24 protein-coding genes are annotated in these 19,845 nt (G+C 45.3%); 4 read left to right on the top strand and 20 right to left on the bottom strand.

From position 1 onward, the window contains the following. Positions 1-26: 26 nt before the first annotated feature. A complete protein-coding gene (locus ACY2RR_RS12355; RefSeq protein ID WP_490108455.1) occupies positions 27-1,331 on the bottom strand; it encodes an HlyD family type I secretion periplasmic adaptor subunit in 1,305 nt (434 codons plus the stop codon). Continuing rightward, positions 1,328-3,013 carry a type I secretion system permease/ATPase gene (locus ACY2RR_RS12360; protein WP_490108456.1) on the bottom strand — a complete coding sequence of 562 codons (1,686 nt, stop codon included), beginning with the start codon at positions 3,011-3,013 and terminating at the stop codon, positions 1,328-1,330. Before ACY2RR_RS12360 ends, ACY2RR_RS12355 begins: the two co-directional genes overlap by 4 nt. 189 nt (positions 3,014-3,202) lie before the next feature. On the opposite strand from ACY2RR_RS12360, the gene ACY2RR_RS12365 reads away from it, so the two are divergent. The 3 genes from ACY2RR_RS12365 to ACY2RR_RS12375 all read left to right on the top strand — a co-directional run bounded on the left by ACY2RR_RS12365 (position 3,203) and on the right by ACY2RR_RS12375 (position 7,808). Continuing rightward, the gene (locus ACY2RR_RS12365; RefSeq protein ID WP_490108457.1) at positions 3,203-6,400 is read left to right on the top strand and encodes an FAD-dependent oxidoreductase; all 3,198 of its coding nucleotides are present in this window, start codon (positions 3,203-3,205) and stop codon (positions 6,398-6,400) included. Between the two features lie 90 nt (positions 6,401-6,490). Then, positions 6,491-7,216 carry a TerC family protein gene (locus tag ACY2RR_RS12370; protein ID WP_490108458.1) on the top strand — a complete coding sequence of 242 codons (726 nt, stop codon included), beginning with the start codon at positions 6,491-6,493 and terminating at the stop codon, positions 7,214-7,216. Continuing rightward, on the top strand, positions 7,137-7,808 hold the full coding sequence (locus ACY2RR_RS12375) for a hypothetical protein (RefSeq protein ID WP_490108459.1): 672 nt from the start codon (positions 7,137-7,139) through the stop codon (positions 7,806-7,808). The genes ACY2RR_RS12370 and ACY2RR_RS12375 overlap by 80 nt, the downstream gene beginning before the upstream one ends. Positions 7,809-7,901: 93 nt before the next feature. Here ACY2RR_RS12375 and ACY2RR_RS12380 read toward each other — a convergent pair whose 3' ends face one another. The 13 genes from ACY2RR_RS12380 to ACY2RR_RS12440 all read right to left on the bottom strand — a co-directional run bounded on the left by ACY2RR_RS12380 (position 7,902) and on the right by ACY2RR_RS12440 (position 15,572). After that, entirely contained in the window at positions 7,902-8,366 is a 465-nt protein-coding gene (locus ACY2RR_RS12380; RefSeq protein WP_490108460.1) for an enterotoxin A family protein, read from the bottom strand. A gap of 68 nt (positions 8,367-8,434) precedes the next feature. Beyond that, positions 8,435-8,899 (bottom strand): hypothetical protein, encoded by a 465-nt coding sequence (locus tag ACY2RR_RS12385; RefSeq protein ID WP_490108461.1) that lies wholly within the window; start codon positions 8,897-8,899, stop codon positions 8,435-8,437. Between the two features lie 12 nt (positions 8,900-8,911). Further along, on the bottom strand, positions 8,912-9,196 hold the full coding sequence (locus ACY2RR_RS12390; protein ID WP_490108462.1) for a hypothetical protein: 285 nt from the start codon (positions 9,194-9,196) through the stop codon (positions 8,912-8,914). A gap of 69 nt (positions 9,197-9,265) precedes the next feature. Then, the gene (locus ACY2RR_RS12395; protein ID WP_490108463.1) at positions 9,266-9,958 is read right to left on the bottom strand and encodes a DUF4145 domain-containing protein; all 693 of its coding nucleotides are present in this window, start codon (positions 9,956-9,958) and stop codon (positions 9,266-9,268) included. A gap of 24 nt (positions 9,959-9,982) precedes the next feature. Next, positions 9,983-10,324, bottom strand: a complete 342-nt coding sequence (locus tag ACY2RR_RS12400; RefSeq protein WP_490108464.1) for a hypothetical protein — start codon at positions 10,322-10,324, stop codon at positions 9,983-9,985. Next, a complete protein-coding gene (locus ACY2RR_RS12405; RefSeq protein WP_490108465.1) occupies positions 10,317-10,523 on the bottom strand; it encodes a hypothetical protein in 207 nt (68 codons plus the stop codon). Before ACY2RR_RS12405 ends, ACY2RR_RS12400 begins: the two co-directional genes overlap by 8 nt. A 100-nt stretch (positions 10,524-10,623) precedes the next feature. Continuing rightward, positions 10,624-10,866, bottom strand: a complete 243-nt coding sequence (locus ACY2RR_RS12410) for a hypothetical protein (protein ID WP_490108466.1) — start codon at positions 10,864-10,866, stop codon at positions 10,624-10,626. Between the two features lie 90 nt (positions 10,867-10,956). Then, the gene (locus tag ACY2RR_RS12415; protein WP_490108467.1) at positions 10,957-11,604 is read right to left on the bottom strand and encodes an HNH endonuclease; all 648 of its coding nucleotides are present in this window, start codon (positions 11,602-11,604) and stop codon (positions 10,957-10,959) included. Between the two features lie 86 nt (positions 11,605-11,690). Next, a complete protein-coding gene (locus ACY2RR_RS12420; RefSeq protein ID WP_490108468.1) occupies positions 11,691-12,110 on the bottom strand; it encodes a hypothetical protein in 420 nt (139 codons plus the stop codon). Positions 12,111-12,222: 112 nt separating this feature from the next. Next, entirely contained in the window at positions 12,223-12,483 is a 261-nt protein-coding gene (locus ACY2RR_RS12425; RefSeq protein ID WP_490108469.1) for a hypothetical protein, read from the bottom strand. A 68-nt stretch (positions 12,484-12,551) separates the two neighbouring features. Next, positions 12,552-13,253, bottom strand: a complete 702-nt coding sequence (locus tag ACY2RR_RS12430; RefSeq protein WP_490108470.1) for a hypothetical protein — start codon at positions 13,251-13,253, stop codon at positions 12,552-12,554. A gap of 93 nt (positions 13,254-13,346) precedes the next feature. Further along, positions 13,347-14,156: a restriction endonuclease gene (locus tag ACY2RR_RS12435; RefSeq protein ID WP_490108471.1), complete on the bottom strand. Its 810-nt coding sequence runs from the start codon at positions 14,154-14,156 to the stop codon at positions 13,347-13,349. A gap of 936 nt (positions 14,157-15,092) precedes the next feature. Beyond that, positions 15,093-15,572 (bottom strand): hypothetical protein, encoded by a 480-nt coding sequence (locus tag ACY2RR_RS12440; RefSeq protein WP_490108472.1) that lies wholly within the window; start codon positions 15,570-15,572, stop codon positions 15,093-15,095. Positions 15,573-15,969: 397 nt separating this feature from the next. On the opposite strand from ACY2RR_RS12440, the gene ACY2RR_RS12445 reads away from it, so the two are divergent. After that, a complete protein-coding gene (locus ACY2RR_RS12445) occupies positions 15,970-16,245 on the top strand; it encodes a hypothetical protein (RefSeq protein ID WP_490108473.1) in 276 nt (91 codons plus the stop codon). 73 nt (positions 16,246-16,318) lie between these two features. On the opposite strand, the gene ACY2RR_RS12450 is transcribed toward ACY2RR_RS12445, so the two are convergent. The 5 genes from ACY2RR_RS12450 to ACY2RR_RS12470 form a co-directional block, all read right to left on the bottom strand. Further along, positions 16,319-17,632, bottom strand: a complete 1,314-nt coding sequence (locus ACY2RR_RS12450; protein ID WP_490108474.1) for a DUF723 domain-containing protein — start codon at positions 17,630-17,632, stop codon at positions 16,319-16,321. A gap of 36 nt (positions 17,633-17,668) precedes the next feature. Then, complete coding sequence (locus tag ACY2RR_RS12455; RefSeq protein WP_490108475.1) at positions 17,669-17,878, bottom strand: hypothetical protein; 210 nt, start codon at positions 17,876-17,878, stop codon at positions 17,669-17,671. A 114-nt stretch (positions 17,879-17,992) separates the two neighbouring features. Next, positions 17,993-18,763 (bottom strand): hypothetical protein, encoded by a 771-nt coding sequence (locus tag ACY2RR_RS12460; protein ID WP_490108476.1) that lies wholly within the window; start codon positions 18,761-18,763, stop codon positions 17,993-17,995. A gap of 93 nt (positions 18,764-18,856) precedes the next feature. After that, positions 18,857-19,369: a GIY-YIG nuclease family protein gene (locus tag ACY2RR_RS12465; RefSeq protein WP_490108477.1), complete on the bottom strand. Its 513-nt coding sequence runs from the start codon at positions 19,367-19,369 to the stop codon at positions 18,857-18,859. 34 nt (positions 19,370-19,403) lie between these two features. Continuing rightward, complete coding sequence (locus ACY2RR_RS12470; protein WP_490108478.1) at positions 19,404-19,673, bottom strand: hypothetical protein; 270 nt, start codon at positions 19,671-19,673, stop codon at positions 19,404-19,406. Between the last annotated feature and the right edge of the window lie 172 nt (positions 19,674-19,845).

Here is a 19,845-nt window from a genome sequence, read left to right on the forward strand (position 1 = left end):
ACGACAAATTTCAGGCACTCCCGAAGTCACGACTCACGCCAGGCCTTATTAAAAGAGTCCCTTAGAGGCTGGGTAAGATATTCCAGTGCTGTGCGGGTTCCCGTAGTAATCATAATGTCCGCTGGCATGCCTGGCTGAAGGCTTTTCCCCTGCAATCGCTGAATTTCCTCTGCAGTGACTTCTATCTGAACCAGGTAATAAGGCTCCTGCGTAGCATCATCGATCAAGCTATCTGCAGAGGCATAAATGACACGTCCATTTAACTGTGGTGTGGTTCGTTGAGGAAAAGCCGTTAACTGCACCCGGGCAGGCTGACCTACATGCACCTCATCCACATCCATAGGGTTCATACGAGCTTCGATAATCAGTGCGTCATGACCCGGCACTAACTCCATCAAAGTTTCACCGGCTTTCACTACCCCACCCACGGTATGAATCTGCCTGTCAACAATGACACCATCCGCAGGCGCCAGCACATCGAGGTGTTCCAGCATATAACGAGAAGCTCGTACCCGCTCAGTGAGGTCATTAATCTGGGCAATCGTACTATTTAAATCATTGACCAGTGCTTCCCGGCGATCCTGTTTCATTTGCAGGATTTCCAGCTGGGCTTCAGTAACACTGGTTTCTGCTTCTGCAATATCTGCCAGATACTCGCTGACCTTCCCTTCCAGATCAGCCTCCTCCTTAAGAGAAGCATTCACTGTCATTTTCTGGATGTAGCCCTGATCAAGAAGTTTATTCAGCCCCACCAGCTCTTCCTGAACCACATCCAGGCGTTTCCCACTGGCTTTGCGCAAACCTTGTAAGCCAACGATCTGTTCACCAATCTTTTCTATGCGTTGTTGAACGATAGATATCTTACCTTTATGAGACTGCTGCCGTTCATGGAACAATCGCGTCTGCAGCAATAATGCATCCGACAGACGTAAATTGTCGCCGGCCTGTTTCTGCAAAAATGCAGGAAAGCTTACCGTTGAACTGTTTTCAATCTCAGCTTGCACCCGAACCTTTGTCGCTTCGGCATAAAACAAACTGTCTTCCAGAATGGCCAGCCCGGCTTTGGCACGGGTATCGTCCAGACGGACAAGTACATCCCCTTTTTTAACAACATCACCATTAGCAACCTGAATATCCCCCACCCTTCCAGGTTGCAGGCTTTGTATCGCCTTACGCTGGCTATGCACCGTAACCTTCCCACTGCTTAATACCGCGCTATCTAAATTTGCCAATGCTGACCAACCAAAAAAGCCAGCAAACGTAGCCAACACAACAGCCACACCAACCCAGACATAAAGTGACGGCGCACTATAAAAATTGTTCGAAGTCATGCGATAGCTTCCCTGCTTTTCGAAGATTCTCTGGTAGATTCTCGATTTCCGTCGCCAAAATGCTCAATACAGCCATTTTTCAGAACCATTACTTTATCGACACAGTCGAGTAACGAAGGTCGATGAGTCACGATAACGACTGTTGTTTCCTGTCGTCGTAATTGTTCCAATCCATTGATCAGTGCAACCAGCCCCTGCTGGTCCAGATTGGCATCAGGTTCATCCAGCACTACCAGACAAGGTTGCCCATATACTGCTCGAGCCAATGCCACACGCTGCCTTTGCCCCCCGGAGAGGTGATAACCACCAGTTCCGATCACGGTTTCATAACCATCAGGAAGCGACAGAATTAATTCATGAATATCTGCCTGCCGAGCAGCTTCAACCACAGTTTCAGCATCGACATCGCTAAATCGTGCAATATTGTCGCTGATGGTTCCGGGAAACAGTTCCACATTCTGGGGCAGGTAGCCGATCCAGGGGCCAAGTTCGCTTCTATCCCAGCGGCTGACATCACCTCCATCAAGTCTCACTGCGCCGGAAGATGGTTCCCAAACGCCAGTCAACAGCCTTGCCAGAGTGCTTTTCCCCGAAGCACTTTGACCAATAATTGCCAGACTCTCACCAGCATCAAGCTGGAAGCCAATCCCTTTAATCACTGGTTGCTTTCCGCCAGGAACAGGAGCAACCAGTTTTTCAACACTGAGAAAGCCTGTAGGACGGGGGAGAGACATAGTTTGAGGTTGCCTATTGGCAGGCTGAAAACAAGGCTTAAGAGAGCGCCATGCAACCCTGGCCAGCAATATGTTTTTCCATTGGCCAATCACCATTTCCAGCGGAGCCAGTGCCCGACCAAGCAATATTGAGCTAGCTACCATCGCCCCGGCAGTCATCTGCTGGTTCAGCACCAGCATTGCCCCGGCACATAACATAGCCACCTGCAAAGCGGGTCTGAGGAACTTCCCCAAAGCCTGAAAGTTCCCACCCAGATCACTGGCATGATGGTGACTTAAGCCCGCCTGATAACGTTTATCCTGCCAATGCCTGACCAGACCATCGGCCATCCCCATAGCACGGGCAACTTCAACATTGGTTAAAGCCTGATCAGCAAAAGAACTGGCATGACCTCGTAATCGGGTGGCTGTCGTCAAAGGCTCATGGGTCACACGCTCCGACAGTAGAGCGACAGCTGCCAGAATAATGGCGCCACAAGTCGCAATAAGGCCCAGCACGGGATGAAGGAAACCAATAACGAGAAGATAAACCGGCAGCCACGGCGCATCACACAGAGCGAGAAAGCCACTCCCACCAAGAAAGCCTGATACCCGATCCATATCAGACAGCTTTTGCTTGCCTTCCTGGCTACCCTTCCCCTGAAGAAGTTGGTACAGAAGGGGCTTTTCCAAAAAGCCTTCCAGAAATCCTGCAAGCCTTACCAGCAGGCGACTTCGAACCCATTCCAGCAGGCTTGCCATAGCTACAAGCCCTACAGCGACAACAGTGAGAGCCATCAGCGTTGGTACGCTGCCAGCTGTTAAAACCCGATCATAAACCTGTAGCATATAGAGCGGCACCGTGAGCATCAGCAGGTTCAGGAAAAAGCTGAAGCCAAGCACTGTGCCAACCCTTTGCCTGAGCGTTCTTAGAGTCGATGAAGTGTCATCATTCTGGTCAGTGAACACACGCAATATCCTTTTTCGCGATCCACAGCCATTCTGGCAGGCAAATATTTCAGAGATGTGGCGAAAGTCTGTTTTTTGAAAGAGTTACGGAAGCAGATTAGATACTTCCCTGTCGCTCAGGTATGCCTCACTCCATCTCTGTATACACTTTCTGGTTAAGGATGAATAATTACTACTGGGAATGTAGCCATGTTAGGAACAGACGGTGCCGGCCATTATGATTTGGTGGCAAAGAACCTAGAAGCCCTTTCCAAAGCGGGACGATCCAAAGGTCGCCTGAAGGTTAAAAACCAACGGGGCCAAACAGTTGTCACTGTGGCTCCACGCTGGAGCCTGAAGCTCTGGTTAAAAAACACACTGTTTAACCGGTCAGCCCATAAAGCCCTTCATGAACAGGCCCGGGAAACACTCACCAGCGATACGGCTTCTCTGGATTTGAAACAACGTCTGGTTTCTGTAATTCAGGATGGAAGATTCCCGTTTCTCTCCAAACGGGAAAGACGTTCACTTTACAACCTGGCCTCGAGACAAACTCCTCCACCAACGCAACACTGGCCATCACCCCATAGTGAACCTCACCCTTATAGACCGGAAGAGCCTGACAACAGACCACCATTCTCAGATATCCATCGTCCTGAACCTCATTACATCCCACCTTTTGAGGATGACATCCCTCCCCCTCTACCGGATGATCACAATATCGATCCTGTTACAGACGTAGAACCACCTGTGCCAGACTCCGTTGATGTAACGCCCGCAGCCCCCTCTCTTGTTCCGCTGAAACTGAACCATACACAGTCACTGAAAACAGCAAGAGAGGAAATGAATCGTCTAAAGGCCAAGTTTCCATCAGTGAGTGTGGCTGATACCAAACAATATATGAGGGCGGTACAGAGCTTCGCCCTGCAAAAGCCGGACTCCGATGCAGAATTCTTCGAATTTAACGAAACCCTAAAGCAACACTTTACGGACACTCTGCAGAAACGCCTGTATGACCAGACAGGCATTGATATAACAGCAAAACTTCTTGAGGATTTTGAAACACACCTGCCTGATGAATTTCATCAGATACACGCTGGCTTTTTGGCGACCCCAGAAGAATATCCATCAATAGTGAATTATGTTGCGGATATGAAGAGAAGGGTCCGTCAGGAGCACTCTGCAACGGGCGACAAGCCAGACTATTTTACCGCCCAGGATATGCACGCATTAAAAACTTTTGGCTCCAAAGTCATCCACGAAGAAGCAATAGATGAGCTGGAATGGTCAGTTCTCGCAAGAAAGCCCGGTCGCGCCTTTACCGCAGCAACTGAACAGCTAGCCCATTTAGATATCCCTGCCCTGAAGAAAGATGTCGCAACGATTCAGCAATATTGGCAGGACATGACCAAGCCTGATTTACCAGCTGTGGAAAGGACATATTTAAAAGAACAGAGAGAAAGAATTCTCCTGAAGATTCAACCCAGCCTGAAAATAGCGGCGCAAGCACGATCCCATTTCCATACAATAAATTCCACTGCTGGCCGCAAATGGGCTCCTGATGTCTTGAGAAACCCATCTTTATCCGGTGCAAACGCCAGTCAAACCTACAGGGAACTTGAGGAGCTTGAACAACTTGCCGGGCCGGTAATGTACGATGCCCAGCTCGAGTTTATGCACGATTCCCATAACCTGAAACCCAACCACCCCAAAGTCGTTATTGAGGGTGGTGGCCCTGTGGGATTGATTTCAGCTATGCGCCAATATGAAAAAGGTGCAGATGTTGTTGTTCTGGAACAGAGAGACACTCTCTATAACCGGCCACAAATCGTACGACTGGATAATCAATGGATCAAAGACCTTCGTTATTACCTTGGTGAACAGTTTGACGAACTCTTTGCCGAAGGCAGCGGAAAAACCAAACTTCAGCCCGACGGCTCCACCCATATCGTTACCAAGGCTCTTGAAGAAGCCCTGCACAAGCGCTTGTCAGAGCTTGTGTCTTCCGATCCTCACAATCCACCCAGAATACAGAGATTTGCTGCTCATGAGCTGACAAAGGTTGAGGCACCGGACCATGCTGGCGGAAAGTATCGGGTCAAAGCACAGTACAAGCCAAAATATGATCTCGGCGCTAAAAAGAACCCCAAGCTACGAGAAGAGGAATTTTTTGAAGCCGATCTTTTAATTTGTGCCGGAGGTAAGGAAAGCCCAACCCGGAACAAGTTCCTGAATCATTGCCCGGTGACTCACCCGAAACAATATGGGGTAGCGTCGTGGGAAGGAACCGCCATAAGAAACGAAGGTTTAAGCACCTTCCCGGCTTTCCAGGATGTGCTCGCCACAGATGCAGAATTCCAACAAAGTTATAAAAGCCAGCTTCATGAAGCCTTGCACCCGTTCACCGGCAACCTTGGCGTAATACTTACTCCGGCAGGCAGGAAGGAGATGACCCGAGCCCTGGGGTTAACAGAGGATGAATTGATTCCTTTGCGCTCAAAGGTTCCAGAAGAGGACAAGGCATTCCTTGAAGAAGTTATCGAGGACTTAAGAGCAGGCCGCATCAACAGAGCTGTCCCCGTTCTGGATGATATGCTCACAGCCATCGACAAAGAGGTTTGTCAGTTACGTACCTTTGAGAATCGCAACCTCATCTACCTCGGAATGGAAATTCCTGGACCTGTTCACCAGTGGATGGAAACCGTTGGTACCAAACTGCCTGAAGATGAAAAGAAAAACGTTCAAAAGTTACTGCGGCAACTGTGGTTCCAGGCTGCTGGTGAAAAGCAGGGTTTTGCCAAAACCCTCGGCGCAAACCTGGGCCTTATGAACAAACAGTTCGCTACCACATTCCCAGTTGCACAGGAAAAGCCTTTGGACCATTTCACAGTTATTGCCGGTAAGAATGGTGGACCGTCACTGACAGTCGCCGCCTCTGGGGATGCGGCTACCAGCCCACACTTTATGACTTACAGTGGCTTAACTGGGGGCAGGGAAACAATCGACGCACTGTGCTCTTTCACGGATAAGGTTGCCAGCGGAAAAAGAACACGCAAAGACGTGGAACAAAAGCTGCTCAAAGACTACGACAGAACTGCCGAGTTTATTCTCTACAAGGGCAGCAACTTCCTCACGGCAAGGGGTCAGGATCAAATCAGCGAATCTCTGAAAGCCAATGCCAGAAAGGAGATGGAGAGCTTAGGGGATACTACCCAAACAGGCTACACCGTCACCAAAACCGATGGGGACTCTTATCTCCTGGATAACGGTTCCAAGACCTTTTCTATGATTATTGATGAAAAAGGCAGATTTCAAGCTGAAGGCTACAACAATGGTCTCACGGCGCCTGAAGATTTAGGGGAATTTTCGACATTCGGGCACTTTGAACTGGAATGCCTGAGTCGATAATGGGTTATCTATAAAAACGCTTCTGCACCACAGTGGCGTTTTTATTTAAAAGCTATTTAACTCTATATATTGCAATCAAGGATTTCAGGAATGGAGTGGCTCAGCGATCCTCAGGCGTGGGTATCCCTTCTTACCTTGACAGCTCTGGAAATTGTGCTGGGTATCGACAATATTATTTTTGTCAGCATTCTTGCTGGCCGCCTCCCCCCACAGCAAAGAAGCAAAGCCCGCACCCTTGGCCTTATTTTGGCTATGGGCACCCGCATACTATTACTTGTTTCGATTGCATGGGTTATAGGACTGACTGAGCCTTTATTCAGCCTGTTCGAACACTCTATTTCCGGCAGGGATATTATTTTGTTTGGTGGCGGTTTGTTCCTTTTAGCCAAAAGCACCCACGAAATTCACGCTTCCCTCGAAGGTACAGAAGAAGATTCCCCCACAAAGGCCATCGCATCAGGCTTTGCCATGACCCTTGTCCAAATTGCCGTACTGGATATTGTCTTCTCCCTGGATTCGGTTATCACCGCAGTAGGCATGGCGGAACATCTGCCCGTTATGATTATTGCCATTGTTATTGCCGTAGGCATTATGCTGTTTGCAGCCAAACCGATCGGGGACTTTGTTGATAAACACCCCACCCTGAAAATGCTGGCTCTCAGTTTCCTGATTCTGGTGGGAGTTTCCCTGATCGCTGAAGGCCTCTCCTTCCATATTCCAAAGGGCTATATTTACTTTGCCATGGCGTTCTCGTTGGGCGTGGAGATTCTCAATATTCGCCAGGCCAACCTCCGCAAACAGAAAAACAGCTCCTAAGCACCGCCACAAAAGAGCTTTCACCCTAGTAGCCCGGCATCTGCCAGGGCTTTGCCCCCCAGATACCCCTCTCATCTACAATAAACAGGAACCCGTTACAGCTTTACCTGAGACGTACCAGCTGGATACATTCTTCGAAGAAGTTAGCGGTTGGGCTGCTTTCGAATGGACTCACCCAATAAAGGGTACAACCTACCGTGTCAGATTCGATAAACCATACACTGCAAAGTTCTCTGGTGCTGAAGAGATTCGTGACCGAGCCAGAGAGTATGCCCCTGTCGATGAAGGTGATCTTGAGGAGGCTATCGAAATCACTGAGTCCAGAGGTGACAAGCGTCGTCTCGAACAGGCAATCGACGTGAACCCAAGCAAGCTCGGTGACGGTTATACATCAACCGGAGTTAGGTACGATATTCTTCAGCATGAGGGTATCGACCCCAGAACAGGCAACAGATACCAGCCTGGTCCACGTACAAGAGCGAAAGGCAGTTCTGCCGGTGCCAAGTTTCTGGAACGTGCGGCTTTAGAGCTGGAACCTGAGATCGTGAAGGATATGGAGAAGATTGCGGACGAAGAGGCGAGAAAAGTGTAATGCCCAATGAGACCTTTGCGCTCGATTAAAAAATACCGTACTTGGGACGCCTTCAACGTCCCAAGAGTAAAACAGCGAATAGGATAAGCGTCGTTATGCCTGTGTTTTGGCAATATAACGTGTATCAACAATAATGTGCTTTGGTATTTCGCCACCGTCAGCTGCACGTATAGATACTTCTTGTTCTTCTGGGTATTTGGCGTCTTCGAACCTTCTACCTATAACTTGATGCTCATCAAATAAGTCAGGATCAATCACATAGATATATCCGTCACGAGTGCCACTTTCTGTCGCAAAATATTTTGCACATTCAACGGATGTAGTGGTTGAAAGAAAACAGCCATCATGCATACCTGTTTTCATTTGGTGTGCCCTTACGGTATTAATTTCCGAACGATTGCGTACGAATGTTCCATCACGCAACAACTCTACACCAAGCGAAGAATTATGATCATCTCTTCTCATTGTTGCTTCAATGTTATTGCCAGCCGGGATAAGCCTGCCTTCCAAACGGCTGTGCATTTCTACAGACACACCTCTGTAAAGGTACTTCTTCATGTTTACTCCGTAGGGTCTAACGTGAAGCTGTGAGACCCAAGCAGCTTGCTACCGTTCACGACACCTGTTTATGCCTTTACACCTAAGTCTCTGATTCCAATGGCTTTGACCTGCTCAAGGCATTTATCAATTGCAGCCCCTTGTTCGTCAAGATGTTCAAACCAAGACTCTGCAGATCGAGCTGAAGATAAGCCGCGCTCCATTTCTTGGACTATGGGAAACACCTTTGGAGATATTAAAAAAGAACTGCTTTCAGTCACTTTCCAAACTTGTTTTCGAGCAACGTTGAACTGCTGCCATAATTCTTCGCTATATTCCTCGGAAAGCTCTCTGCGCTCGATGCCCGCTTCGAAATGCTCACTCGATGGCCAACGCATGTTATGTAGAGCCTCGACTAGCTCCGTATAAGCTGATGCCTTCCTTTCCCACCACTTCTCACTCTTGAAGCGTTTAAGAGCAAGCTGTGCCCCCAGAAAGGCTGCAGATATTGTGACAACTAACTGTATGAGGACTTTTACTATCTCACTTTCCATAAGTTATATTTTCTACTTGAAGAACTTTATAGCCTTTATAATTTGCTTTTCTTTCTCAATATTTCCATCACAAACCACCTGATGCAGTAGCCCGGATAACATTGCATTTCGAGTTTTTTCAGGTATCACACAAGGGCTTAGTATTCCTCGAGATTGTGGATAGTCTCCCCAATGAACTCCAAGGGCTTTTTCCCCTCCGTTGTATTGATTTTTGTGATCATACCAACCAATTATCAACGTTAACCCATCATCAATGTAAATCTCTTCTACATCTTTCCAGTAAGAGATCATTTTCACTTCACTACTCCGGTATTGAATTTGAGCCTAATCTTGACCCAGGTGCACTGTCGGCGTCATCTAGATTTACTAACTAGCCGTACTCTCAGGAAACACTGAACCGACTCTAGCCGGGATAATATATGTACCTTCCAGCATGTGCTCAATAATTTGAAGAGCCAGTTCTAGTTGTCGGGAATTATGAGCTTTTACTTCATGTGCGGAGTCATTTCCCAGCACTCTAAGCTTGTGTAGAGTTTGGGAGCCTTCTGCCGTAACTATCGAGCGATCCCTTAACGCATCAATCTTCTGGTATAGGTTTCCACCTTCGGCTTCCAGGTCTTTGCAAATTGTCTCTACGATTGCCCTGATTCCGATACCAGTCAGAATAAGCTGCTCATTTTCCAGAGATAGCACTGTTTCTCTGTAAATTTGTTGAACTTTGTGTGGAAGTAAATGTGAGTCTAAGGATTTCACACCTTCAACACGCCCCGGATAATACTTGATCGTTTCAGGGTGATACGGACCATCGTAATCGTGCTCAACGTCTTCCGAACATGTTGAAACGGTTCTAAATGATACTGTTTCACACCCCAAGCACTGAATTATCTGGTTTTTACAGTCCCAATCCACATAGTTGCCCTGACCACAATCTTCACATCCACTTTCGTTGAATGAAGCAACTATGGAGTGCAAAGTGATACCACTACACTCCTTACAGTAAATACGATGCTTGTCTTCACCATTCTTCGCCAAGCTAAATTTTCTGGAAAAATCTCCCATGTTTACTCCATAGCGGCTAGCGCCTCAATCAGCCGCCGCATCAGCAGTCGACGGAATTGACTTGCTAGCTGTATCTTTACTTGTGGACTTGAATACGTCTTTGCTGATGGCCTGCATAGAAACAAATAGAACGGCAATGCCACCAATAATAATGTAGATATCAATACCACCAAGTAGCTCTTTCACAGAAGGGAAAAATGGACTAATTGCTAAAGCAATACCACAGATAATACCACTAGCATTCAAAACGGAACTGATAACTATCGCGTTATTTGGCTCTATCCCATGTTTGTAGCAGCGGTATAGATACACTGCGATCATGAGGGTCGCTAGTATCGTAGAGGGTATCAAAATGGATTTATCCATTCTTTTTCCCCCCACCCTTCTTGGAGTCATTTGCAACTTCACCAAGGATGGCACCAAAAATGCCACCTATGATTGCTCCAGCTGGCCCACCAATAGATGCCCCAAATATTGCTCCTCCCATTGCAGCGCCAGTTGTTCTTGTAGTTTCCTCTTCTGAACGTCCTTTTGAAGGGAAATCATCTTTTTCTTCTTTATCCAATTTCATCTCCATTGTTGGATGATTTAGCTAAATCCTGCGTGTTGGGCACCGAAGGCGCCCATAGAGAAAAGCAACTATCACTACTCGCTTATATGGTGTTTCAGCTGCCAGACCATGATTCTTGTACGACAATGTTTCCAGAGCTGTCTGTTTGCGTAACCGATTGGGTACGCTTGAATCCGTTAAGTGCCGTTGTATCAGTGTGCGTTACTTTACCTACAACTTCGCCGTTTTCATTTATTATTGAATAAGTTTCAATATCCGTTTGGCCCATTGTCCCCTTGCTTCGGGATTTTTCCAATTTAAGCCTTTCACCTGAGTTCAATTTAAGTCTTTCTTTCATGAAGTTCTTGCTCCTTCTGTATATCCCTGACGCCTACGTGTGGGCGCCCCAGACAGCTTTCTGTCGTACACGATGCACTTGTTTACATTTCTATTTCATGAACCCTTTTAGCTCTTCTATCGACAGTGCTGGCCTTGTTCTATGAATCATTGCGTGACAGTTGGGACAGACTGGCCGGAGGTCTTTGATTGGATCAAGCTCATATTCTTCACCTATTTCTGAAATAGGTTTCAGGTGGTGTACATGTATAAATCCTGCACCAATGTGACCATATTGCTCTTCAAAATCAAAGTCACATACAAAGCACTTTATTCCCCACTTCTCAATGCACTTTGTCCTTGAAGCACGATCCCGTTCATAGATATTTACAGAAATCTGCTTTTTAGCACCTTCGAAGACTGTCTCGGAGCTTTCAATTTCATCGGGATAATTTGAACCACCGCTATCTGAGGTGCCCTCAGACCAGTACCGAATGACAGGGTTTCCCCATTCTTTTGGGGCTTCACGATAATCTAGTTTTTCAAGCTTCTCAGCATTGAAGTATTTGTTTAGATAGTGAGCAATGCGGCTATAGGCACTGTAGTGAGTTCCCGCACCTTTACCACCCTCACCATATTCTTCTAAGATTTTCTCCCAGCTGCTTGGGAAAAATGACTTGTACCTTGTCGAGAACTCAAGAGTCGAAAATGATTTACCACTAAATGATTCTAAAACAGATGAGAATTCTGTGTCATTCATACTCGTAACTCGATTAAAAATGTAACGCCTGCGTGTGGATCGCCGAACACAAACGCCTTGTTAGCCGCCTCAGATTAAGATTGGTTTCACATGAAAGACGGTTCCGTGACGAACTTTGAACTCGTAGGGGAATGCAAATTTGTAGAAAACTCTTTTGCAAAAACATGGCAATCTGCTTGCTCATAACTAGGGCTCTGATTATGAACATCGGTAAAGGTATTAAAAGCATCTTCACATGTAATTGTATTACCTTCAGTTAGATCTACTGGAAATGCAAATAGTGTAGGCATAATATTGCTTCCACCATTCTCAGTAGCTCCAATCTGAAAAGTATCATCATTATTGTTTCTTGATATCCGAATTAGTGTACCATCCATTAGCGTTAGCATTACTTCCTGATGTTGACCATCAGTCCAAGACCCTCTTAGACGAATCAATCGTATTTTTGTATCACCAAGCCTGCGCCGAAATTCTTCAAAATTTGAATTTATAGTATTATTTCTCATTTTTATCCTTCCAAGTTGGATTTTTGAGGATATCTGCGGCTAACGTCCAGACCATCGGCGAGAGAAGCGAGTCCGGTGGAGGCCGCAGATCGGAACGAAATGCAGCTGCTTGTTATACGCTTGCCTCGATTGTAATAGCCTCTGTTTCAAGCTGTAAGTTTTGACAGACGACTTTTACACTATCTATTGCTTTTTCTTCATCCAAAGATTCAGTGGATAAGAAAATAACCATATTATCTTCATCATCGTAATCGAAGCCATTATCTTTCATTTTGCTGTTAGAAAGCTTCTCGACCATTTTGGGAATGGTATACCTCAAGTCTGCATCTGGGTTGGTTAGTTTACCCGGATTAAGGGTTAACGTGATTTCCATATTCGATATCTCAATTCTCACTGCGTACAACGCCTAAATCAGGTGCGCCTCAGGCATCACCAGGATTTTCATTGATACAACCTTTTATATTCGTTCTCATATTCGCTCAACTCATGCCATTTTCCAGAGAACTCATACTCAATATTGCTGCCGTTATAGTCAACTCTATCGACTGCTATGCAACTCATTGATGGAAGCTCAGAGTCGATATCTCCAGTGTGTATTGTCACTTTGTAGTATGTGTCTTTTGACACTGAGCGGTATAACTTTTCATAACTTGGAAGCTTGTTTGTCCCGTGTGTACTATAGCCAGAGTGAGTCATTGGTCTGAATTTCAGTTCATTGGACATTTTCTTCAGTATATTACTGCATGCCTGTGCAATATTTTTCTGGGTATTCTTCAGTACACCATTATTTTCGTTTTCAGGAATGACGTATAAACTCCAATCGACATGAAGTGAGAAATAGAAACTACCTTTTTCATAATCGAAGTCTGCTGATATAAATCTTGGTTCTATTGGAAAATCAACCTGTGCATTTTTTGAACTTTTTCCCCAATCATATTTTGATCTGTATCTAATAAAATCTGACTTAAAGCTTTGCTTGAAGTAACGCCTTTCAATAAATCTATCTGCCTGAGTATCAGCTTTAAACACCATCAAGTCTAATAGTGAAACAGGCTCATTCAGAAGAATGTTCTGATAATCCTTGGGTGCTGCACTCAGAACCGTAGGAAAAAGTAAGAAAACAACTATGAATATACTTCTCATAATGATTACTCAAATATTGGTTGAAAATCAAACGCGAAGTTGTGGGTCGCCGTAAGCGTCACACACAGCTTGCTACCGTACACGACGCACTTTTTATGTGTTGTTTAACTCGGTATTTACTGTTCCATCAGTGTGCAGGTAGTGGACATTGTTATTTACTATGTCTTCGAGGACTGCGGTGGCAGAGTTTGGAGACTCAATCACGCTTTCGATTGTTTTTGAGCGGGTGTAGCTAATATCGACCTCAAGGGATTCGAGCAAAACTGTACCGATGTTCTCAATATCAACGTAGAGTCCATCTATAAGAATGATATTCTTCCCTTCTATCTTGTTATGCTTTCTAATGAGACTGTTGAATGTCTCAACAGTTTCACCTTTATCGTTCAATAGCCCGTGTTCACCATCGAAGCTGAATGTACGATCATACTTTTCAAGGTTATGCCTCTTTAGTGCTTCAACTACACTTTCCCGGTTAAAGTTCAGCTTAAAGTTATCATAGTTTGTCATTATCGGTTGCATGCGAAAGTGTACAGTCTTAAGCAAATAGTTGACTTGAACTAACCGTATATTATTTTGTTCAGCGAGCAACTTTGCACCCTTTTGGTAAGTTGAAGTTGTAGCGAAAATACCGTTCGCATTACCAATATCCCTAAGAATTTCTGCAAAAGCAGCCACGTGCACTTTCTTTACGGGCGATGAATAGTTTTTACACTCAACACAGGTTTTGTAGGTTTGACCTGCTGCTTCAAACTCCCAATAGACATCGATCTGGTGAGTAGCCCCACTCTTTCCTGTAATGGTCACATCATGCTCAACACGTATGTTGTTAAACCCATCATAGTCAAGCATTCCTTGATGAATTTCCTTTACCAGTCTTTCATATTCTGTGTTTGGGTCTTGCATAGAATTTCCTTAAACGCGCAATGCCTGCGTGTGCGACTCCTCAGGTAGCTTACTTCTGAACAGCACGCACTTGTCAGCCCTCAAATGTAACCATACCCTTGTCTCGTTTTTCATACGCGAGAGAGAATATCTTTGTAATCTCTGGTATGTCGTAAATAGTGATATTTGGGCATAACAAAATGTTTTGATTAGACTTAATAACACCTTTTAAACTCCGTTCTTTGAACTTCAGACCGGGCACTATTGCCTCGAAGAAAAAACCTTCAAAAATAAAACAAAAAGAGTAGCTTCTCGCTGTGTTTTTTCTGAAGAAAGGAGACATTAATAGATTTCTTAAATCAGAATTACTAAACCCTTTGCCGCTCATGTCATCGAATAGCTTTCTTGCTCGTATAGATATGAATTTAACTGGAATTGCTCTTTCATTTTTAATGAATAATTCTTAATTTATCTTTCCACTCATCAGGAAGGTAAACTTTCTGATACTCCGGGTTACTAGAAATAGCTGCACGCCACAAGATTGAAGCAATGAATCCAGAGAGTTTTTTAAGTCGATACCGGAAAGAGTTACTCCATCTGGGTGTTTTATAACACCTATATGCTTTCCTCTGAGAGCCTCTAAGGAATACTTTTCATATTTCTCACTCAACTCAATTTCACAATCCTTGCACAGAAGGTAATCCCACCAACTATCAGAGGAATATTGAATGAGCGAGTCTGGAGAGGAATCCATTGTTATCGCTTTGCCGTTCATGCCCCGTGTAATTCTGCGAAAAATTGAGTTCGGAATCACATGAGACTTGCGTAATTCTCTCTTGTTAAGGCAGAAAGCACACTTTGAAGTTGGCACAATATCTCCTTTGAGAACTAACGAGAAGTTATGGCTCGCCGCAAGCCCCAAGGGCGAGGCGACGAACACCAGTTACTTGTTAGCAGCTATTCAATGATTGGGGTTGATTTACCATTCCAGCTATCATCTCGCAGGCAATGAGCGCCTTCTACCCTGACATGAAAGGACAGTAAAGATTTCAGTTCACTCGCGGTTTCATATGCTTTTTTTGCATGTGGAAGGGTTATTTTATTTTCGAGTTTTGAGTTCGGTGGGAATGTTCTTTTTCTATCATACTCATCTCGAGTCCAAATGTGTGTTTCCTCTATACGCTCTGGTTTTGCATGCACTATCGCGTTTCTCAAGCGAATTAGCCAAACTATGTTATTCCAAGTATTTTTGTTTTTTTCAAAATTAATATTATGGTTGTAAAAGATAACTCGTAGCTTAGCTATAGGGTTAGAACTCTCAAAGTCTTTCCATGACTTGATGCTTATCTTACCAAATGAGTTGCACAGCGCTTCAATTGCCAACGCACTAAATGTTATTGCTATAAGTCGTTGATAGAAACATCCAGGATGTGTCATCCGCAGACTCTTCCAAGGCTAGCCTTGCTGCGCCAAGAAGCATGTGATGAGCGGCAAATTCTCTATATTTCTCTACTTTTACTTTACTCACCTGAATACACTCCATGTGCAGGTTTGGGGGTGACTATCAGTCTACGTATACTAACTGAGGTGTCAGATAAGAAGAGTTAAGGCTAGTCAAGTGTAAAAGGATACCTTAACTCCTTGGTGCATATCTAACTCTGACAAGGGTTGTTCACGTATGTGTTCCGTTCCTCTACTTAACTTCGATCTGGTTGTTTCAGCACCCACTTGTCGAAATATTGTAACCCTGCCCTATCTTACGCACATTTTTTGGGGACATAATAGCCGGGAGCAACAACGGAGCTAATTTATCTATTACAAAAGGGAAACGAGTATGTTTGATAAGGTGGTTGGTAGAGATGGCAGTGGAATAGTCTACGTTGGCTGTAGCGGATGTAGTGATAACGATGATGTTGTGGATGTAAGCGATCTCGTTGAGCTTCAGATTAAAGGCGAACCACTTTTTGTAGAAGTAACGAAAGTAACCGAAGGCGGATTCAAGGGGGAAGTATCATCTATACCATTTGATTCCGAGGTTTCTGATGTGGAAATTGGTGAAAAAGTTAAGTTTAAACTCAAACATATATTGCAATGCATCCACCAAGATTAGTCTCATAATGCCCACAAACTAGTGGGCATTCATACATGCAAGGTAGGAGTTTCTATCTCTTCGACAAACAGGTTCACGTAAGCAACGAGCGGTCAAGAAAGTCATAAGGCAGCATTTCAGTACGCCCACCAACCGGAAAATCTTCGACTGATACGCCAGTGTTGTATCTTTCGATGATTGCCTGCTCAAGCCCGAAACACTCCTCAAGCGTTCCCTTTTTGATGAGAAGATACTCAGCGGTGACTGTTTTACCGTTCTTTGCCCAGCGAGTTCTAGCAGTCTTCTCAAGGCCAATCTTGAAGAAAGTATTTCCAGTATTCTTATTTACTAGCTTTACGTAGTAGATGTGATACGGAGATTCAGCCAGCTCCGGGTCACGCTTGATGATGGTTCTGTTGAGGCAACCAGGGTTTTCTTCGAAACCACACTGAATGCAACCATTACCCATAAGATGGGAGTTCGGTTTTTGCTCGAAAACACCATGTTCAGGACAAGTGATCTTTACCTTAGTCTTGTTCCCATCGTACTTAACTAGGCTGTAGTCGTATTTGTCACCATGCTCCTTTCTAGCCTTTGCGATGAAGGTTTTATTTGTCAGCCTTTTGGTACCTCCGCACTCACCACACCCAAAACCATTCAGATGGCTATTGATCTTCTGAATGAACAAACCGTGCTCCGGACAAATAATGGCCACTTTGGACTTGTTGTTACCAGCAACCTCAGTCTCACTGTAGTCATACTTTTCGCCGTGCTTCTGAATGGCTCGCTTTATGAACTCTTCAGTAGTCAGTGGTTTGCGATCAGCACACTCAGGGCACTTCTGAGCATGGTGAATATGATTAGCTGGGGTCTGCCAGAATGAGCCATGCCCCCGGCATACGATCTCTACTTTGGTGTGCAGGTTTTTGTACTCTGCACGGCTGTAATCGAACTCCTCACCATGGACAGCTCTGGCCTCTTCAATGAACTCCCCTTTGCTCTTTGAGGCTGATTCAATCTGCCTGTCTCTGCCGCAAGTGGGACAGCCCTGCTTGGAGTCAGCATGCTCAGTTGGCGTCTGTTCGAAGTCACCATGTTTATGGCAGGTGATAGTGACCTTTGTTCTGTTGTTCACATAAACAATCTTGTCATAGCTGTACCTGTTGCCGTGAACCTTACGAGCCTTCACCAGGAACTCTTCTTGTGTCAGAGTCGAAGTACCACCGCACTTATCACACCCCCGACCACGAATATGATCATTGGGAATCTGCGTAAACTCATCGTGTTCCGGGCAGGTTATGCGAATCTTTACCTTGCTGCCTTTGTACTGTTCTGGGTACTCATATTTATCACCGTGAGCTTTTCTGGCATCACGGACAAATTCTTCGTGGGTCTTCTTTCGTGGCAAAACTAATACTTCTCGAATGAATAGCGGCAGTGTGAATTATCTGGCACGACAAGCGTGGTTGTCGCAGTAGTCGTAGGAACCGCGAGGGGTTGGACGATCGCCGGGGTTGCGAAATTCATCGACAGCCAAAATCAAAAGCAACACTGCCAACAGTGCAGACCTCACACGCTCGTCGGTGAATTTGTCTTTCTTAAAGGCAGAAACTGTGAAAACGATTGTGAAGAATGCAAGGATGAAAAAGGCCACGAATGATTCTCTGTAAAGATTGAACTTAAAACGTCTTGCGACTTGATGAAGTGAATTATGTATTTGGCTATACGGGTGATCTATAGATGGCAAGCGGCACAATACGAACAGCCATTACCACTCTTCATTTATGCCATTTGATTTGTAGGTAGGGCCTTTCGCCTTCTCTGGAAAGGTCAGCTTTTCATGTGAAAGGTGCCACCGATAGACAGTCAACTCCTTCCCATATTTTGCATCCCTGAAATAAGGCATGAACTTGAATATATAGCTATTCATCTTTTTCACACCCTCCCTATTCTCGGCGTTGTATTGATACCTCCACCTCGTCTCTGGCGTTACAGATACCCAGTTTGCACCTGCTTCTGAAACTCTCACTTTTGGCAAGAGCATACCGGTCAGTAGCTTCCCATCTTTTCCCTTTGGGAATTTCTCAACATAGCGACTGGTGCAGTACTCAATATTCTTTGGCACCTCTGACTGGCAGTAGAACTCAACCGCTTCCATAGCCGGTACGAACTTGTATTGAAACTTTATGCCTGAAACCTTCCTTGCGTCGTGGTAACTCCATCCGTATGGCCCATGCCATGATCTACTCGCAGGCTCGGTGAACGCCTTGTCTTCTATTACACCGCTTTCCTTAAGAACCAGCTGTCTGCACTTACCAGTACCGGAAACCACCTCTTGAATGCTTTTGTGGCAATAACTATCCGGCTTGTAAAAATGAGCCATGTTATAAATTTCATGAGAGGTGCCATCAGCCCCAATGAACGTCCGCGAAGATCCACCCTTTTCGTATGTATGTTCAGCTGAATACACATAAACGGGCTTTGCCATTGCTGGCATTGCTGCGGCTGCAATAGCGGCTGCAATAACTGCTTTCTTCATGATCTGGAATCTCTGTTCACATTTAAGATATGAGAATTATTAAGTTGAGCCTGCGGGTGATCTACAGAAGGCGATAGGCCGGAATAAACCAGCCTAGAAGACTTGGGATAGAACTTTCATCGCGCCGTCTGACTGATGCGTTCTTAGACACTTGGCAACGAGCTTCATTATTTGGACAGTTTTGAGACACTTCTCAACAACGGCGTTCTGGTATTCATCGACGATTCCAGCAATGTGCCTTTTCGTCTCTTCTAACTCACGACCAGTGACAGGCTGTCCCATTGCGTTGAAGGTTCTTAGGGCACTGAATATGTGATTGAGGTTTATCGTGTAGCGACAGCGCGATCGGTAGAGAATGAAACCGATCTCTTCAAATGCCTCACCCACACTGAGCTTGAAGAATTCCCTTTTCTGATTAAGGCGTTTGCTATCAAGAAGCCTATGGATTCTCAGTTCTGTCGCCTTGCAATCTCTAACCAAGAATTCCTGTTCAGCCATAAATGGCAGCGGAACTCCGGTTGCGTGACTCAACTCAACTGCCCTTTCATCAGTACAGCCATAGGTGCGACCGATCTTTACGATTCCAGGCATGGCCGGGTTGGACATGATGTATATGTTGCCTACATCTAGCTCTTTAGCCTTACTCACCCCCAAGTATCAAAACTGCAAACATCTTCACCGTCACATCGAGCAACGCACCTTCGGCAAACGCTTCAAGCTCTTTCTTTTCTTTGGAAGTCTGACGGAGCTGCCCAACCATCTCTGTGATAACCATTCTTGGTATTAGTGAGGCGCGCATTTTGAAGAAATCGCCGGAGGTTTTGCATTGTGACTTTTCATTACCGCTAGCGGTAAAAAGTGCAAGGAAGTAGCCAGTTACCCAAATTGACCAGGCATATCGAGTCGTCACTGAGCCAGGCCCTGCCCTCCTCTCAGCCAGATTTATTACCAATATGGGTGATCATGTACAGCTGGCACGGTGGTCTACATTTAGAGTGTTACGTCTGGAACTTTGGTTCAAAAAGTGCCGTTTTTATGACTAAACGTCATCACAAACGTCGCGCGGTGTTTTCAGAAATGAC

This window comes from Parendozoicomonas sp. 2304DJ65-17 (genome assembly GCF_058148445.1).

Excerpts from the sequence above, each read along its gene's own strand:
- ACY2RR_RS12370 (WP_490108458.1), top strand. The coding sequence starts at position 6,491 with ATGGAGTGGCTCAGCGATCCTCAGGCGTGGGTATCCCTTCTTACCTTG.
- ACY2RR_RS12425 (WP_490108469.1), bottom strand. The coding sequence starts at position 12,483 with ATGGAAATCACGTTAACCCTTAATCCGGGTAAACTAACCAACCCAGAT.
- ACY2RR_RS12435 (WP_490108471.1), bottom strand. The coding sequence starts at position 14,156 with ATGCAAGACCCAAACACAGAATATGAAAGACTGGTAAAGGAAATTCAT.
- ACY2RR_RS12420 (WP_490108468.1), bottom strand. The coding sequence starts at position 12,110 with ATGAGAAATAATACTATAAATTCAAATTTTGAAGAATTTCGGCGCAGG.
- ACY2RR_RS12355 (WP_490108455.1), bottom strand. The coding sequence starts at position 1,331 with ATGACTTCGAACAATTTTTATAGTGCGCCGTCACTTTATGTCTGGGTT.
- ACY2RR_RS12415 (WP_490108467.1), bottom strand. The coding sequence starts at position 11,604 with ATGAATGACACAGAATTCTCATCTGTTTTAGAATCATTTAGTGGTAAA.
- ACY2RR_RS12445 (WP_490108473.1), top strand. The coding sequence starts at position 15,970 with ATGTTTGATAAGGTGGTTGGTAGAGATGGCAGTGGAATAGTCTACGTT.
- ACY2RR_RS12440 (WP_490108472.1), bottom strand. The coding sequence starts at position 15,572 with ATGACACATCCTGGATGTTTCTATCAACGACTTATAGCAATAACATTT.
- ACY2RR_RS12465 (WP_490108477.1), bottom strand. The coding sequence starts at position 19,369 with ATGTCCAACCCGGCCATGCCTGGAATCGTAAAGATCGGTCGCACCTAT.
- ACY2RR_RS12430 (WP_490108470.1), bottom strand. The coding sequence starts at position 13,253 with ATGAGAAGTATATTCATAGTTGTTTTCTTACTTTTTCCTACGGTTCTG.
- ACY2RR_RS12385 (WP_490108461.1), bottom strand. The coding sequence starts at position 8,899 with ATGGAAAGTGAGATAGTAAAAGTCCTCATACAGTTAGTTGTCACAATA.
- ACY2RR_RS12460 (WP_490108476.1), bottom strand. The coding sequence starts at position 18,763 with ATGAAGAAAGCAGTTATTGCAGCCGCTATTGCAGCCGCAGCAATGCCA.
- ACY2RR_RS12365 (WP_490108457.1), top strand. The coding sequence starts at position 3,203 with ATGTTAGGAACAGACGGTGCCGGCCATTATGATTTGGTGGCAAAGAAC.
- ACY2RR_RS12400 (WP_490108464.1), bottom strand. The coding sequence starts at position 10,324 with ATGGATAAATCCATTTTGATACCCTCTACGATACTAGCGACCCTCATG.
- ACY2RR_RS12380 (WP_490108460.1), bottom strand. The coding sequence starts at position 8,366 with ATGAAGAAGTACCTTTACAGAGGTGTGTCTGTAGAAATGCACAGCCGT.
- ACY2RR_RS12410 (WP_490108466.1), bottom strand. The coding sequence starts at position 10,866 with ATGAAAGAAAGACTTAAATTGAACTCAGGTGAAAGGCTTAAATTGGAA.
- ACY2RR_RS12395 (WP_490108463.1), bottom strand. The coding sequence starts at position 9,958 with ATGGGAGATTTTTCCAGAAAATTTAGCTTGGCGAAGAATGGTGAAGAC.